Genomic DNA, 14,652 nt, shown 5'->3' with positions numbered 1-14,652 from the left:
CAGCCCAGGCGCGGCGGTGCGGCTCCGCTTCCGCCGGCACGCGCGCCCCCTCTTTCCGCCACCCGTCAGTCCCCTTCCCCTCCCCTCCGTACAAGGAATGGCCCCATGAGCTACTCACACCTCTCCGGCACGCCCTCCTCTCCCTCCCCTTCGTCCCCGCGCGCCGTCTCAGCCGCCTCCACGGGTACGCCGGAGATGACGTCGCAGACGCCCCCCGCTGCCGCGCAGCCGTCGGCCGGGCGGCAGCCGTCGTGGTGCGGAGCGCGGCTCACCCGCGGCGCCTCGACGTTCCGCGCGCTGATCGCGGCGCCCCTGGCCCGCCCGCGCAGGGCCGTCCTCGCCGTGGCCGCGGCAGCCGTGGGCTGTTCCCTGTCCGCCTGCTCCGCCACCGGCGGCACCCAGACCGACACCGCGCCGCCGGCGGCCACCGTCAGCGCCTCGCAGGACGTCCGGAGCGCCGAGGACGCGCAGGACACTGGGGACACCCAGGACGACTCCGAGAGCGACACCATCGTCGTCGCGCTGGACAAGAACGCCACCTGGAACAACGGCGTCAAGGCGAACCTGAACGGCTTCAGCCGGGGTACTTCCGGGGAGTACGCCAGCCCGTCCGGCGAGCCCTACTTGGCCTTCTCCGTCACCCTGCAGAACGGCTCCAAGGCCACGATCGACCTGGCCCTGGTCAGCCTGTCCTGTCCGGACGGCGCCGACGAGATCTTCGACACGGACGCGGGCTTCGACGGCGCTCCGGACACGCACCTGCTGCCGGGCAAGTCGCAGACCTGGAAAGTGGCCTGCGTGTTCCCCAAGACGGCCCGGAGCGCCCAGATCGAGATCACGCCGGCCGACAGCTCCGACTCCGGCTGGTACCGCACCGCCATCTTCACCGGCCAGGTGCAGTAGCCCGGACCGCGCCCCCGCCGCGCCCGGTCACACGCTCTGCGGTGAAAGCGGTCGACGCTTTTCACGACCCATCCCCGTGGCGCGACTTCGGCTGCTTCCCTACCCGTGTGCATAAGGTCCGGTGAGTAACTTCCCTACCGGATAAGTGAATTCCTGGAAGGCGCGGAGGTGGGGAAGCGGCTGAGGAGTCATCAGGTCAAAGACCCGAACGTTTTTGTGCCGTCGCCGGACACCGCTTGCGCACCGAAGTCTCCATTCAATGTTCAATGCGACTCCACTCCGGTCGGGACGAAGAGGAGCCTCGAGGAGATCAAGGTGGTCGAGAAGCGCAGCGTGTTCTTCCGTGGGGAGCCGCGTATGAAGACGGGGTTGCCCCTCGAAGGGGAGGGCCCGGGATGTCGTGTGTCCAATCTGGTCGGGCGGGTGGGACGGCGCGCGCCGGGGCGAGCGCCGAGGGGTCGCGGGCAACGCCTGTCGCGTGGGTGCGGCGCGTGTATCCGGAGAGCGCCGCCCGAACGGCAGTCCAATGGGCGGCCCCCCCATCCCGTCCGTGTCGCCGGCGCGGATAATCTTCGGCTGTAGATTGCATTGATCGATGTGGCCGGGTCATCGCGATGGGGGTCGCGATTGCTGCGGACGTATCGCCCTCGGTGAAGCTCTGGCCACGCCTTTCGGGTGGTCGTGCGATTACTGCAAGGGCTGCTTGTGGAAACGGTGGGGGATGGGTGGGACGTCTTTGTGAGTGGTGCGCCGTCGGGTTGCGCCGGGCAGTGGCAGTAGAGGGCTGCGCCCGAGGAGGCGTTCGGTAGCGGCCCGTCCTCAGCGACGGGCCGAGGTGACGCGGAAGACCGTTCCATGCCGGGGAACTTCACGAACAGGGCATCGAAACCTCTCTTTTGGGGACAGGGTGGATCATTCTTACCAGGTGTGGCAGGACGTGCTGGCCGAGGAGTTCTTCGGACGGCAGCACGCCGGCCACCCGACGCTGTTCTACGTCGACGACGACGTCGAGCAGGAGCTCAGGCACGGATACGGCATCGAGGAGCCCCTCGCCCGGTGCGTGGGCAGGTTCCTGCGGCTGGAGACCGCGGAACCGTACGGCGCACTGGAGGACTACCGCTGGCGCCGGCGGCAGCAGGACAAGGACGGCGTACCCGCCTTCCTGCCGCTGCTCGCCTGCTCGGTGATGGCCGCGTCCCGGATGATGAACGACCACAACCACCGGGCCACCGCCTACCACGCCCGCTTCTCCGAGCTGCTGACCGGCGACGAGAAGCGACTGGGCAGCCACCACTACGAGCCGGTCTCCCGCATGTGGCAGGTGCTGGCCTCCTGGCAGCACAGCCAGAAGGGCGCGCGGGGCCTGTGCACCCTCCCCGCCCCCTCCGACCTGCCTTCCAACCGCAGCATGATCGGGTTCGCCCAGTCCCAGGCGCTCCTCAGCGGCGCGGACCGCTCCTTCCTGCCGAAGCTCTTCCGGTCGCTGCGGGAACACGGCACGACCTGGCCCCTGCCGGGAGAGACGCTGCTCGCCCAGATCGAGATCCGGGGCATGGAGCGGCACTTCTCCAAGAACTTCCGCAACACCCTGCGGGAGGAGGAGTTCCGCCCCTTCCTCGCCAAGCTGATCGGCAACTACGCCGCCTCCTGGGACGGTTCGGACGAACTGGTGCCCACCGGTGTCACCCGCGCCGAACTCCTGGTGCGCCTGGACGCGGGGCGTCTCGGCTGGGTGGCGCGCCTGCGGTCCGCGGAGCGGAAGGAGCGCATCGAGCTGAAGGGCGGCGTCGTCCTCGAGCAGCTCGGCGACACCCCCTACTACGAGGTGACGGGCCTGCCCGCCCCGGGTGCGGGCACCCTCACCCGGAGCATCCGCCGCGACGGGGACGGCCTGGTGCTCAGCCGCCCCGCATCCTCCGTCCTGGTGCTCGCGCGGGACGACGTGCTCGGGGTCTGGGCCGCCACCGACGGCTTCCGCCCGGGAGAGGCGCACGTGGTACTCGCCGCTCCGACCGCGCAGCGGGACGTTCAGCGGCTGCTGGACAAGGCCGCGACCACCGGCCGGAGCGCCGACACGAGCAAACTGCCCTGGGTGCCGCAGGGCTGGTCCCTGCACAAGCCTGTCACCTTCGACGACGGTGTCACCCTGCGCCGGGCGCTGAAGGAGGTCCAGGGCGCGGTCGGTCTCCTGCAGCCCCCGGCCCAGTTCAAGCTCCGCCTCGAAGGCGGACTGAAGCTCGCGCCCTCACTCGATCCCCACCTGTACCTCCGGGGAGGCGAGCCCCAAGTGGTCCTCCCGGACGCCGCGGAGGGCACGGGAGCCCTCCTGATCGACGGGAAGGAGCGGCCCGAGCTCCGCAAGGCGATCGCCGCGGGCCGCCCCGTCCCCCTGGCCGTGCTCCGGCTGGAGCCCGGCCGCCACACGGTGAGTCACGCAGGCGTGGAGATCGGCTTCGCCACCTTGGACCAGGCCGTCGTCGAACCGAAGACGACCAGGGTCTGCGGTTTCGCCGTCGTGGACGGTAAGGCCTCCCCGTCGCCCTCCCTCCTCGACGAGCGGACCCTGCGGACCGGCATCACCGGCGCCGACTGCACGAGCGCCATCACCCAGGAGTTGGCGGCCGTCATGGAGCTGTGCCGCCGGGACGCGGACGAGGTGCTGTTCGCGGCGGCCGACGGACGGCTGTGGACGCTTCAGGCCCCGGAGCAACCGGACTGGTGGACCGAACGCCTCCCCGACACCCCCGCCCCGCTCCGCTTCGAGGCCGGCTTCCACGGCATCGGCGGCTGGCTCCTGGAGCGTCGCAGCGGACGCTGGAAGGGCCGCCCGGTGAATCCCGGAACGCCGAAACCGAAGAGCACCGGCAACCCGCGGGCCTGGGCCCGCGCCGTCCTCAACGCCCAGCAGGCGTCCGTCGAACCCTCGTGGGCCGCGTACGTACAGGCGGCGAAGGAGCTGGACCGATGACGGGAACGACGAACAGCACCGAGTTCGGCGGGATCCTCCTGCGCTGGCTGAGCGAGAGCCGCAGCGGCAGGGCGTCCGCCCTGCGCGACGGTGTCCGCGACCAGGCCCGGGCATGGGGCCTGGAGCTGAAGGAGTACGCCGACTGGGACTGGATGCGCAAGGCCGCCGCCCTCGGCTTCATCGACGTGGACCCGCGCGCCGACCGCTGGTCGGTGGCCCCGCCGGTGCTGACCCGGCTGCCCCACGCCGACGGCCTCGCGCTGCTGACCGGCGCGCGCACCGCGCGGATCGAAGCTCGGGTCGAGGAGGCGGCACAGGAGTGGATGGAACTGATCACCGTCCCCCACCGGCCGGAGCCCGGTGAGGCCCCGCTGCCCGACACCCTCCTGTTCCAGTACGAGGACCCGCGGACCCTGAGGGAAGCCGCCGAGTTCCTCAGGGTCCGCTACGTGCCCTGCGCCGCCCTGCAGTTGGCGGAGCTGCTACCGCAGGCAGCGCCGGGCCCCGAGTCCGCGCCGCCCGGCGGCAGCACCGCCGACACACTGGAGAAGTACGAGCTGCGCCTCCAGCGGTTCGTCCCCGTGGCGAGGGACGACGAGGACGGCCTGTACCGGTGGCGCGGAGCCGACTACACACGCCTGACCCGCGTCCGCCGCAACGGCGTCTTCCACGCGGTGGAACGCGAGACGGGCGTCTACCTGGAACTCGCCCGCCACCGCACCGGCGCGATGCGCTGGCGGCCGGAATCCGGCGAGGGCCGGGCCGGCATCGGCCGGCTCTTCGTCGACCGGTACGCGCCCCTGCCCGCCCTGCACGAGCGCGCCGCCGTACTGTGCAGCGGCTTCCCGCCCCCGGTGGGCAAACAGGCGCAGACCCGCGCGTACGACAACGTGCCGCGGGCGCTCGCCGAGGCGATAGCGGCCTCGCTTCAGCAGAACCTGGAGACCATGCCGCGACCGGTGGCGGCCGTCGGTGGGAGGACCGAGTGAGCGTGGAACAGCAGACGGCGGCGGTGACGGACACCGACGTCCAGGACGTCATGGGCACGTTCGACGACCTGCGCAGCGCCCTCTTCCGCTACTACGACACCCCGTTCAGCGTCGACGACCGTTCCGTCATGGAGGAACGGCGCAACCTCCTGGACCGGGACAACGGGGCCTGGCGCGACCCGCTGATCGAACTGCGCCCGCAGTACGCCTCCCGGGACGTCGGCGTCGCGGAGTCCTTCGCCGAGGCCGGGGCGCACCCCGACGCGGCCGAGTTCGCCCGCTTCACCCTCCCCGACGGCGTGACCAGCCTCTACCAGCACCAGCACGACGCCTTGGTCGCCGCCTGCGGGGGCAAGGACTTCGTGGTCACCGCGGGCACCGGCTCCGGCAAGACGGAGTCCTTCCTGCTGCCGGTCCTCGCCGACCTGGTCGCAGAGTCCGCCCACTGGCAGGGCACCCGCGCCGTGCAGCGGGAATGGTGGCAGGGAGACGGCGACCACGTGCCCGGCCGACAGGGCGAGCACGGGCACCCCGCCGCCGTGCGCGTGCTGATCCTCTACCCCACCAACGCACTCGCCGACGACCAGCTGGTCCGGCTCCGTAAGTCGCTGGACAGCCGCGAGGCCCACGCCTGGCTGGACCGCAAGCGCAACGGCCACCGCTTCTACTTCGGCCGCTATACCGGAGCCACCCCCGTCTCCGGCAGCCGCGACTCCGACCCGGCGCACTTCCGTCTCCGGCAGTACCTGCAGGAGGTCCAGGAGCGGCAGCGCAAGGCCGACGAGAAGCTCGACGAGGAACTGCGGCCCTTCGTCCCGCGCCTCGGCGGAGCGGAGATGCACGCCCGCTGGGACATGCAGGCCGCGCCGCCGGACATCATGATCACCAACTATTCGATGCTGAACATCATGCTGCTCCGCAAGCAGGAGGAGCACATCTTCAGCGCCACGAGGAAGTGGCTCGAGGAAACCCCCGGCGCCCGCCTCACCCTCATCCTCGACGAGCTCCACATGTACCGCGGCACGGCCGGCACCGAGGTGGCCTACCTGCTGCGCAACCTCCGCCACCGCCTCGGCCTCGACAAGAACCCCGAGAAACTGCGCGTGCTCGCCGCCTCCGCCTCCCTGGAAGCCGGCCGGGACGACGACTTCCTCGACGGGTTCTTCGCCCTGCCCGGCTCCCGACGCGTGATCATCCCGGGAAAGACGAAGGAAATCCACGGCGGGGGAGACCTGGCCGCCCACACCGAACGCCTCGCGCAGGCCGCGAAGACCCCCGTCACCCAGGACGAAGCCGTCGCCCTGGCCCGGGAGACCAGCCTCGGCCCGGCGCTCCAGCACGCCCTCACCCCCAGCGGCAAGCCCCGTGCCCTGCCCGCCCCCGAACTGGCGAAAAACCTCTTCCCGGACGTCCCCGAGGAGCAGCGCCGAAACGCCCTCCACGGAGTCCTGCGCGTACTCGGCTCCGCCCAGGACCCCGGACTTCCCCAGCTCCGCGCCCACTTCTTCTTCCGGAACATCGAGGGCGTCTGGGCCTGCTCAGACCCGAACTGCCCCCACATCCCCGTGGAGCACGACCCCGAACGCCGCGTCGGCCGGCTCTTCGCCGAGCCCACATCCCGCTGCACCTGCGGCGCCCGCGTCCTCGAGCTCCTCTCCTGCCAGGCCTGCGGCGACCTCATGCTCGGCGGGTACGCCAGCCCCAAGGACACCCGGCGACGAAAGTTCACCGGGGCCCTCCACACCGACTTCCCGGACCTGGACCTGCTCCCCGACGAGGCCAGCGGCGCACCCACCGCGGCGAACTACGTCGTGTACTGGCCGCGCACCAAGGGCCTCGGCCTCGACGACCCCGGCTGGCACGCGGGCCTGTCCGACGGAGGGCCGCAGGTCGAGTTCGCGTTCCGCCGCAGCACCTACCAGCCCGCCACCGGCCGCCTGGAGAACCGGGACGTCAAGCACACCGGATGGTCGTTCCACATCTCCGTCCCCCTGGACAAGGAGGGCAAGAAGCCGGCCTACGACCCGGCCCGGCTTCAGGCCTTCCCCACCCGCTGCCCCGCCTGCGGCGACGACTGGGAGATCAAGCACGACAAGGACGGCCGCTTCGTCCCGCTGGAATCCCCCGACCGGCTGCGCAACGCGCCGGTCCGCCGGATGCGCACCGGTTTCTACAAGATCAACCAGGTGCTGGTGACCGAGGCCCTCGGCCACCTTCCCGACGGCCGGCGCAAGGCGATCGCCTTCTCCGACAGCCGTGACGACGCCTCCGAGCTCGCCAGCGGCCTCGCCCTCCGCCACTACCAGGACCTCCTCCGCCTGCTCAGCGCCCAGGCCGTCGAAAGCCAGGGGGATCCGTTCGGAGACCTCCAGCTGGTGAAGGCCCACTACGCCGGGGAAACCGCCGACCGTGCCGGTGCCCGTTCCGCCATGGAACGGCTGCGGGACCGCAACCCGGCGGACTGGGGGCGCCTGAAGGCGATCCTCGCCGACGACCTCGACGCGGAACCGGAACTCCTGCCCGACCTGGAACGGAAGTTCTCCGAACTGCCCTCCCTGGACGACCTCGCCTCCGACCTCGAAGGCATGCTGCTGGCCTATGGCGTCAACCCCGCCGGTCCCGCGGCCTCGCTCCAGCAGACCTCGGCCGGGCAGCCCTGGACCGCGCTCTACCACTGGGAGCGGGACCGCGAAGCGGTGGTGGAGACCCAGGCGCAGGAGGAACTGCTCAACCGTCTCCGCTCCCGCCTCCGCCTCGAGACCATCGGCAGCCTCTTCTCCGGCGGTGGCCGTGACTTCGAATCGCTCGGACTCGGCTGGCTCTGCCTGCGCGACGACCGCTCGCCCCTGGACATCGGCCCGGACAGCGACCAGGCCGTGGCGCGTGCCAGCCTGCGCATCCTCGGCCTGATGCGGCGCTTCACCCGGATACGTGCCTCGCTGCAGGGGCCGCCCGCACCTCTGAAGCGTTTCTGGAAGCAGGTCGCCGAACGCCAGGGCACCGATCTGGAGACGGTCAAGGACCGGGTGCTCGGCGTCTGGAAGGACGCCGTGGTCGACTACGTCATCAAGCCGGAGAAGGTGGCGCTCCGCTCCGGCGAGAACAAGACCTGGACCTGCCGCTCCTGCCACCGGCCGCACCTCCACCCGGGCGCGGGACTGTGCACCAAGTGCCTGACCCCGCTGCCCGCCGTGCCCCAGCAGTACAGCGGAGTCCTCGAGGACGACTACTACGCCTGGAAGGCCGCCCACCGCACCGGTGACTTCCCCCTGCGCACCGCGGAACTCACCGGCCAGACGGACCGGCTGGAGGCCCAGCGCCGGCAGGGCCTCTTCCAGGACGTCTTCCTCGGTGACGACGACGTCCCGCAGGCAGACGGCCTGGAACTGCTCTCCGTGACCACGACCATGGAGGCCGGTGTCGACATCGGCCCCCTCAACACCGTGATCATGGCCAACATGCCGCCCACCCGCTTCAACTACCAGCAGCGGGTGGGGCGCGCGGGCCGGCGCAACAGCCCGGTCGCCGTAGCACTCACCGTCTGCCGCGGCCGCAGCCACGACGAGCACTACTTCGCCCGCCCGGAAGCCATCACCAACGACCCGACCCCACCGCCCTACCTGGTCCTCGGCATGGTCTCCGTCTTCCGGCGGGTCCTGCTGGGAGAAGTCCTGCGCCAGGCCTTCGAGCCCTTGCAGCCGCAGGACCGCCGGAAGGGCCCGGACATGACGAGCAACGTCCACGGACAGTTCGGCCTCGCCGCCGACTGGCCGGCGCACCGCGGCGCCGTCCGCCGCTGGATCGCCGAGCGCCCTGACCGCGTCAGGGCCGCTGCCGCCGCCCTCCGGGCCGGCACACCGGAGAGCATCGCCGCCATCGACCCGGTGGCCGCCGTCGACGAGCTCCTCGGCCAGGTCGACGACGTGGCTGCCAGGCAGGTCGGCCACTCCGACCTCAGCCAGCGCCTGGCGGAGGCGGGTCTCCTGCCCATGTTCGGCTTCCCGGCCCGCTCCCGCCTCCTCTACCGGAGCATCCCGAAGAAGACCTTCCCCTGGCCGCCGGCCGACTCCGTCAACCGCGACCTGGCCGTCGCCCTCAGCAAGTTCGCACCGGGCAGCGAAACCCCGCAGGACGGCCGCCTGCTCCGCTCCAGCGGAGTGGTCTCCCTCGTCCCCAGCGGCCGCGGAGTGCAGGCCGCCGAAGAGCCCTTCGGACCGGAACAGCTGGTCGCCATGTGCCGGATCTGTTCCCACGTAGACCCGCAGGCCGTCGTCGACCCGGAGACCGGGGACGCCGGCACCTGCCCCGCCTGCGGAGCGGACAGCAAGTACTACCGGGCCGTCCCCTTCCGGGAGCCCGCGGGCTTCCGGGCCGCCCGAGAAGCACGGGACTACGACGGCTACCGGGAGCTCGGCTCCAACGCCACCAGCGCACGGACCGCCGCCGACCTGGAGAAGACCGCCCCGCGCATTCACCGTGCCGCCGACGACTGGATGGTCGTCCACACCGGCAGCGGCGACCGCTACATCGTCAACACCAACGCCGGAAAACTCTTCCGGTTCGCCAAGAACACCGGCCCGTGGCGCGGCTACCTCGCCCTGGACAATCCCAGGGCGGAAGCAGACCTGGAGATCGCCCTCGGCGCCACCCAGCACACCGACATGCTCTTCATCGGAGCCAAGGACGCCCTCGACACGGGCCGGGGCCTGCGCTTCGACATCTCGAAGTCCCAGCAGATCGACGGCTTCCCCGAGGCGTACCACGGCCGGCGCGCCGCCTGGTACTCGCTGGCGGCCCTGCTGCGCCGTGCCGCCGCCCCACACTTGGACGTGCAGCCGGAGGAACTCCTCAGCGGCATCCATGGCTCTGACGCCCCGGTGGCCGCTCCCGTCATGGCCTACCTGGCGGACAGCCTCGACAACGGCGCGGGCTTCAGCACCCACCTCGGCTCGGAGGAACACATCGAGGAGTTCCTCCAGACCGTCGACCGGTACGTGCACGACCTGGAGGCCGACCACCACGCGCGGAACTGCCGCAGCTCCTGCTACGCCTGCCTGCGCGACTACTCAAACATGCGCCTCCACCCGCTGTACGACTGGCGGCTCGCCCGCGACCTGACCGACGCCCTGCGCGGCCGGGAACTGCGGGTCGAGGCGGAGGACCACGCCGTTCTGCTCAAGGGCTGGGCGGACGAGGAGCCCGACGTCATCCTGAAGGAGACCGCCGCCGGCCCGGTGGCGCTCTTCACCTCGGACTTCACCGGCGAGCCCGTCGCGGTCGCCGTCAAGCACCCGCTGGAGTCCGCCAGTGAGGAGTGCGGGAGCGAACGGCTCCGGGCCCTGCGCCACGAGGTTCGTGCCGGAGGCCTCGCCGACAGGATCGCCTTCGTAGACTCCTACAGCCTGGACCGGACCCCTGCCGCGGTGATCGAGCACGTGCACACCTTCGCGGAGGAACTCTGATGACGGCAGGAAGCCCGCTGGGAGCGGGCCAGGACGAGCAAACCCACCTGGAGGAGGTGCGGCAGCGCGAGATCGCACGCCGCCTCGCGCTCCGCCAGGCACGCGCGCAGCGGACCCCCGGGGAAGCTACGCGAGCCGTGGAAGCTGTCGGCGGCCCCGCTCCGGTCGTTCCCCCGCAGAAGCAGCCGGAACCGGAACCGGTCATGCCCCAGCCGGTCCCCGAAGGGTTCGCCGACAGGGAGGCCTGGCAGCGCGCCCGCCCTTTCGTCGAAATCGTGCTGCCCGACGCGCTGAAGGCGGAGACTGGGACGCTGACCGCGCAGAAGTTGGCGCAGGCCGCGGCCGATACGGCGTCCCGACAGGACGATCCCGTCGCGGGCGTCTCCCTGCTCGTCATGGCACAGGATCACGGGCTGAACGTCTTCGACGGCCGACTCGACGACCGTGCCCGCGCCCTGCTGGAGGACAAGCCGCTGCCGCTTCTGGGGGAGCCGGGCAGCATGTGGCAGGCCTACCAGGACGACCGTCGCCTGATGGAGATTAACCTGTCCGTTCCTCGTCAGAGGGAGCTCCTGGCGAAGCTTCCCCGGCCGCTTCTCGACGACTACATCGACGAGGAGTGGATCGGCGCGGTCCCCGAACGCGACGGCACCTCCCGTGCCGCCTACTTCCGAGCCCGTCTGGACCCGGCGTCCCTCACCGACGAAGAGATGGACCTGCTGGCCTGGCCCCTGGAACGGGAGCGCCGAGAGGCCGGCCCGGGAACGGAACCCGGGCGTGACTGGCCGCAGGACTGGCGCCTGCTGGTGAGGCTGCAGGCCGGCGACGCCAAGGCCATTGCCGGGGAGTGGACCGACCTCCTGCCGCCGACGCGGAAGCTCCTGGACGCCCTGCGCGAGGTGCGGCGGACCGGAGAGGTCCCGGACGACCTCGTCGCCGACGAGCGGCTGTGGGTCCTCCTGGAGCGGGCCCACCCCAGCGTGCGCAGCGCGACCAACAAGAGGTTCAACGGCTGGATCGGCGTACGGACCCTGATCAGGGCCGTGCGACAGATGCACCGCGCCCTCCTCCACGGGGACGACGAGACGGCGGAACAGCGCAGGAGGGCCGCGGCCACCATGGCTGGGAGGCTCCGGCACCACTCGCAGCCGGTGCGCTGGGAGGCCCAGAACATCCAGGCCTACCTGCGCGCCGGCCAGGAGGTGGCGGAGTCCCTCAGACTTCTGGATCAGGATGTCGAAGGCCGCCCCCCGGTGCGGGACGAGCTCGGCGGAGGCGTCGTGGCCACGCTGCGGAAGAACCGGAGCTTCCTGGAGGGCCGGCCGGGCGGCGAGCGCGACCAGCCGCTCAACCCCTACCTGGTGCTCGGCGTGCCCGACGGGGAGAACGACTGGAAGAAAGCCTGGCGAGCCCTGAGGAAGGAGCTCGCCGACAGCGGACGCGTCCGGATCAACCGCGCCAAGGACATGATCGAGAAGGCCGAACGGGAGCAGCAGGAAGTACCCCGGTTCGCCGTCCCGCTTGCCCCGAACCGCTGGAATGATCCCGTCGGCACGAGCCACCGGCTGGAACTCCCGCCAGAACCCCTGCAGAGGCTCACCGAGCCGCCCACGGACAGCGACCGCGAGTGGTCCCGCACCGAGGCGGCCCGAGAAATAATCACCAGGGCGACAGAACGCCTTTACCCGGCTGCCGAAGACACCGCAGCCCTTGAAGACCCAGAGAGCAGCACATCGTGAGCACCAAAGCAGGTAAGGGCGCTAGTGGTTCCGGTCCCTGTGACGGATCCCGGCAGAGTCAGGGACGCGGGCCGAACAAGGGAAGCGTGCGCAATCGTGGTGAGCGCAGGGCGGCCGAGGCTGCTCCCTGGCGATTCACTGAGAGCCACCTGCCCGAGTTCGTCCCGGGGACTCTGGACGCCGCCACGATCCTGAAGTCGGTCAACGACACGCTCCTGCCGGTGGTGGAAAGGGAGTTGGAGGAGGCGACGGAGAAACTGAGCGCAGTTCTGGCCGGCATGGAGACCGAGGCCGACCTGGTCTCCGCCCTCCGGGTCGAGCTGATGCGTCGAGTGCTTCCCCAGTTCACAGAAGCGGTACGCAAGGGTGTGCTGGAGAGCATCCGCACACGCCAGATGCACCTGGCCCAGCTGGCCGTCCTGCACCGGCAGGCGCTGCAAGCGAAGACCTTGCAGGTGGTGCTGACCCGCTTGGAGGACGAGACGGCGAAAGCCGGCCTGCAGGTCGTCGGTGACACCGGTGATCAGTCGCTATTCAACGTTGTGGAGGACCAGCCCGGCGTGATGAGGAGCGGTGAGGTCACGCTTGAGCTCATGGTGCCGGCCTACATCGACAAGGAGTCCGGGAAACTCGTCGAACGCGGCTGGTTGCGGGCTGTTGCCGGGAAGGAAGCTCCGGCGACGGGCGTCGAGCCCAGTGCCGCAACAGTCGTGGCGGACCCGGCTCCTGCGCCGACCTACAGGGAGACGCTGCGTGCTGCGGTGAGTAAGCGGCTTGGCATGACGCAAAGGAGAACCCGATGACTTTCGGTATCGACTTCGGCACCAGCAACTCCGTGGTGGCGCATTGGAACGGGCACACCACCGAAGTGCTGCCTATCGACGGCGACAGCGTGCCCGCACAATGGCGGATGTCGGAGTTCGAGCAGCTCTTCCCTTCCGTGCTGTCCGTCCGGGACCTCCAGCGCACCCTCTGCTTCGGCTGGGAGGCGAAGACCGGCACCAGTGAGCCGCTCGACGCCGTGAAGCGCATGCTCGGCACCCGCTCCGGTGCCGAGCAGGACGGCGACGTTGACGGTCTCGAGGTAGCCGCCCAGCTCGAAGAACACCACGCTTGGGTCGGCTCGGAGAAGTTCCACAGCACGGTCGCGGCCGCCTCCCTCTTCAGCCGGATGAAGGAAGGCGTCTCCGCCCAGCTGCTCGACCTCTCCGACGCGGTCGTCACCGTCCCCGCAAAAGCCACAGGCGGCGCCCGCTACCGCACCCGCGCCGCGGCAGCACTCGGCGGAGTGAAGGTCCGGGCCCTGCTCAACGAGCCCACCGCGGCTGCGATCTCGTACGTTCGCGACGTTCCGATTCCCGGCCGTTTCCTCGTCTTCGACTGGGGCGGCGGCACCATCGACGTCACCGTCCTCGAATACGACGACGGCCTCTTCGAGGAGCAGACCTCCCGTGGCATCACCGCCCTCGGAGGCCTGGAATTCGACAACGCGTTGGCCCAGCTGATCCAGCAGAAGATCGGACTGGCCGCGGATCGGCTCACCAAGGCCGAACGCCGTCGGTGGCGCCGGTCGGTCGAGCTGACGAAGATCGCCCTGTCGTCCGTGCCGATGGACGGCGCGATTCACTTCGACCTCCCGGTCGGCCTCGCCCCCTCAGTTTCGAAGCGTGAGGTCAGAATTACCGCGGCCGAGTACACCGAGGCGATCACCCCGCTCATCACTCGCGCCTTGGAGGCGGTCCAGCAGGCCCTGGAGGACCTGGCCATCACCCCGGACGACATCGACTCCGTCCTGATGATCGGCGGCACCTCACAGATCCCGCAGGTGCGTCACGCCCTGGGCGAGCTCCTCGGTCACGACCGCGTCGTCGACAGCGGCCTGTGCCGGCCCATGACCGCCGTCGCCCGTGGCGCGGCTATCTACGCGGCCTCCCTCGATGGTGAGCTCGGTGACGAAAGCGACTTCTCCCTGGTGACCAGCTACGACCTGGGCACGGCCGTGCGCGCTGGCGAGCAGAAGGGCTTCCGCGCCATCATCCGGCGTAATGCCACGCTCCCTGCGGAGGGTTCGGCCAACTTCTACCCGGACACGCCGGGTGCTTCCTTCGTGCGCGTGCCGGTGATCGAGGGCGAGGCCGGCTACCCGGCCGACAGCGACCGTGCCTTCCCCCTGGCCAAGATCGAGGTGCACCTCCCGACCCGGGAACAGGACATCCGACGGAACAAGATCGAGATCAAGTTCCGCTACAACGAGAGCGGCATCCTGCGCTTCACCGCCACCCACGCGGAGAGCGGCGTGGTGCTCGCCGAGCGCGAAATCGACTCCTTCGGCCCTGACGGCACCCCGCTGCAGCACGGCCTCGACGACGAACTGACCCGCCTTCTGGCCCACACGGTCCGCCCGTTCGCCGACGGTTCCTCCCACGTCCGGCATCTCTCGGCAGCCGAAACGGCCAATGCCCGCCCCGCACCGATCGACATGTCCGTGCGCGTGGTGGAGGCCGACCCCGCGGTGACGGTCAACGGCGAGCCGCAGGACGTGGTGACGGGGGGACTCTGACCCGTCCTTTCCTTGCGTTCACAGCCGGTGA

The 14,652-nt window shown here is 70.5% G+C and carries 7 protein-coding genes; all 7 read left to right on the top strand.

Annotated elements, in window-relative coordinates; translation table 11 throughout:
* The first annotated feature begins 105 nt into the window (after positions 1 to 105).
* On the top strand, positions 106 to 903 hold the full coding sequence (locus ACZ6A9_RS25835; RefSeq protein ID WP_468989609.1) for a hypothetical protein: 798 nt from the start codon (positions 106 to 108) through the stop codon (positions 901 to 903).
* 907 nt (positions 904 to 1,810) lie between these two features.
* Positions 1,811 to 3,871, top strand: coding sequence for a hypothetical protein (locus ACZ6A9_RS25830; protein WP_468989607.1), 2,061 nt, complete (start codon positions 1,811 to 1,813; stop codon positions 3,869 to 3,871).
* A complete protein-coding gene (locus ACZ6A9_RS25825) occupies positions 3,868 to 4,860 on the top strand; it encodes a hypothetical protein (RefSeq protein ID WP_468989604.1) in 993 nt (330 codons plus the stop codon). The genes ACZ6A9_RS25830 and ACZ6A9_RS25825 overlap by 4 nt, the downstream gene beginning before the upstream one ends.
* 2 nt (positions 4,861 to 4,862) lie before the next feature.
* Positions 4,863 to 10,322 carry a DEAD/DEAH box helicase gene (locus ACZ6A9_RS25820; protein ID WP_468989601.1) on the top strand — a complete coding sequence of 1,820 codons (5,460 nt, stop codon included), beginning with the start codon at positions 4,863 to 4,865 and terminating at the stop codon, positions 10,320 to 10,322.
* Positions 10,322 to 12,061, top strand: coding sequence for a hypothetical protein (locus ACZ6A9_RS25815; protein ID WP_468989596.1), 1,740 nt, complete (start codon positions 10,322 to 10,324; stop codon positions 12,059 to 12,061). Before ACZ6A9_RS25820 ends, ACZ6A9_RS25815 begins: the two co-directional genes overlap by 1 nt.
* Before the next feature lie 86 nt (positions 12,062 to 12,147).
* The gene (locus ACZ6A9_RS25810) at positions 12,148 to 12,864 is read left to right on the top strand and encodes a hypothetical protein (protein WP_468989593.1); all 717 of its coding nucleotides are present in this window, start codon (positions 12,148 to 12,150) and stop codon (positions 12,862 to 12,864) included.
* Positions 12,861 to 14,621: an Hsp70 family protein gene (locus ACZ6A9_RS25805; RefSeq protein WP_468989590.1), complete on the top strand. Its 1,761-nt coding sequence runs from the start codon at positions 12,861 to 12,863 to the stop codon at positions 14,619 to 14,621. Before ACZ6A9_RS25810 ends, ACZ6A9_RS25805 begins: the two co-directional genes overlap by 4 nt.
* Positions 14,622 to 14,652: the final 31 nt, after the last annotated feature.

The organism is Streptomyces sp. NPDC041124 (assembly GCF_055592385.1).
This window is presented reverse-complemented; position numbering and strand designations above follow the sequence as displayed.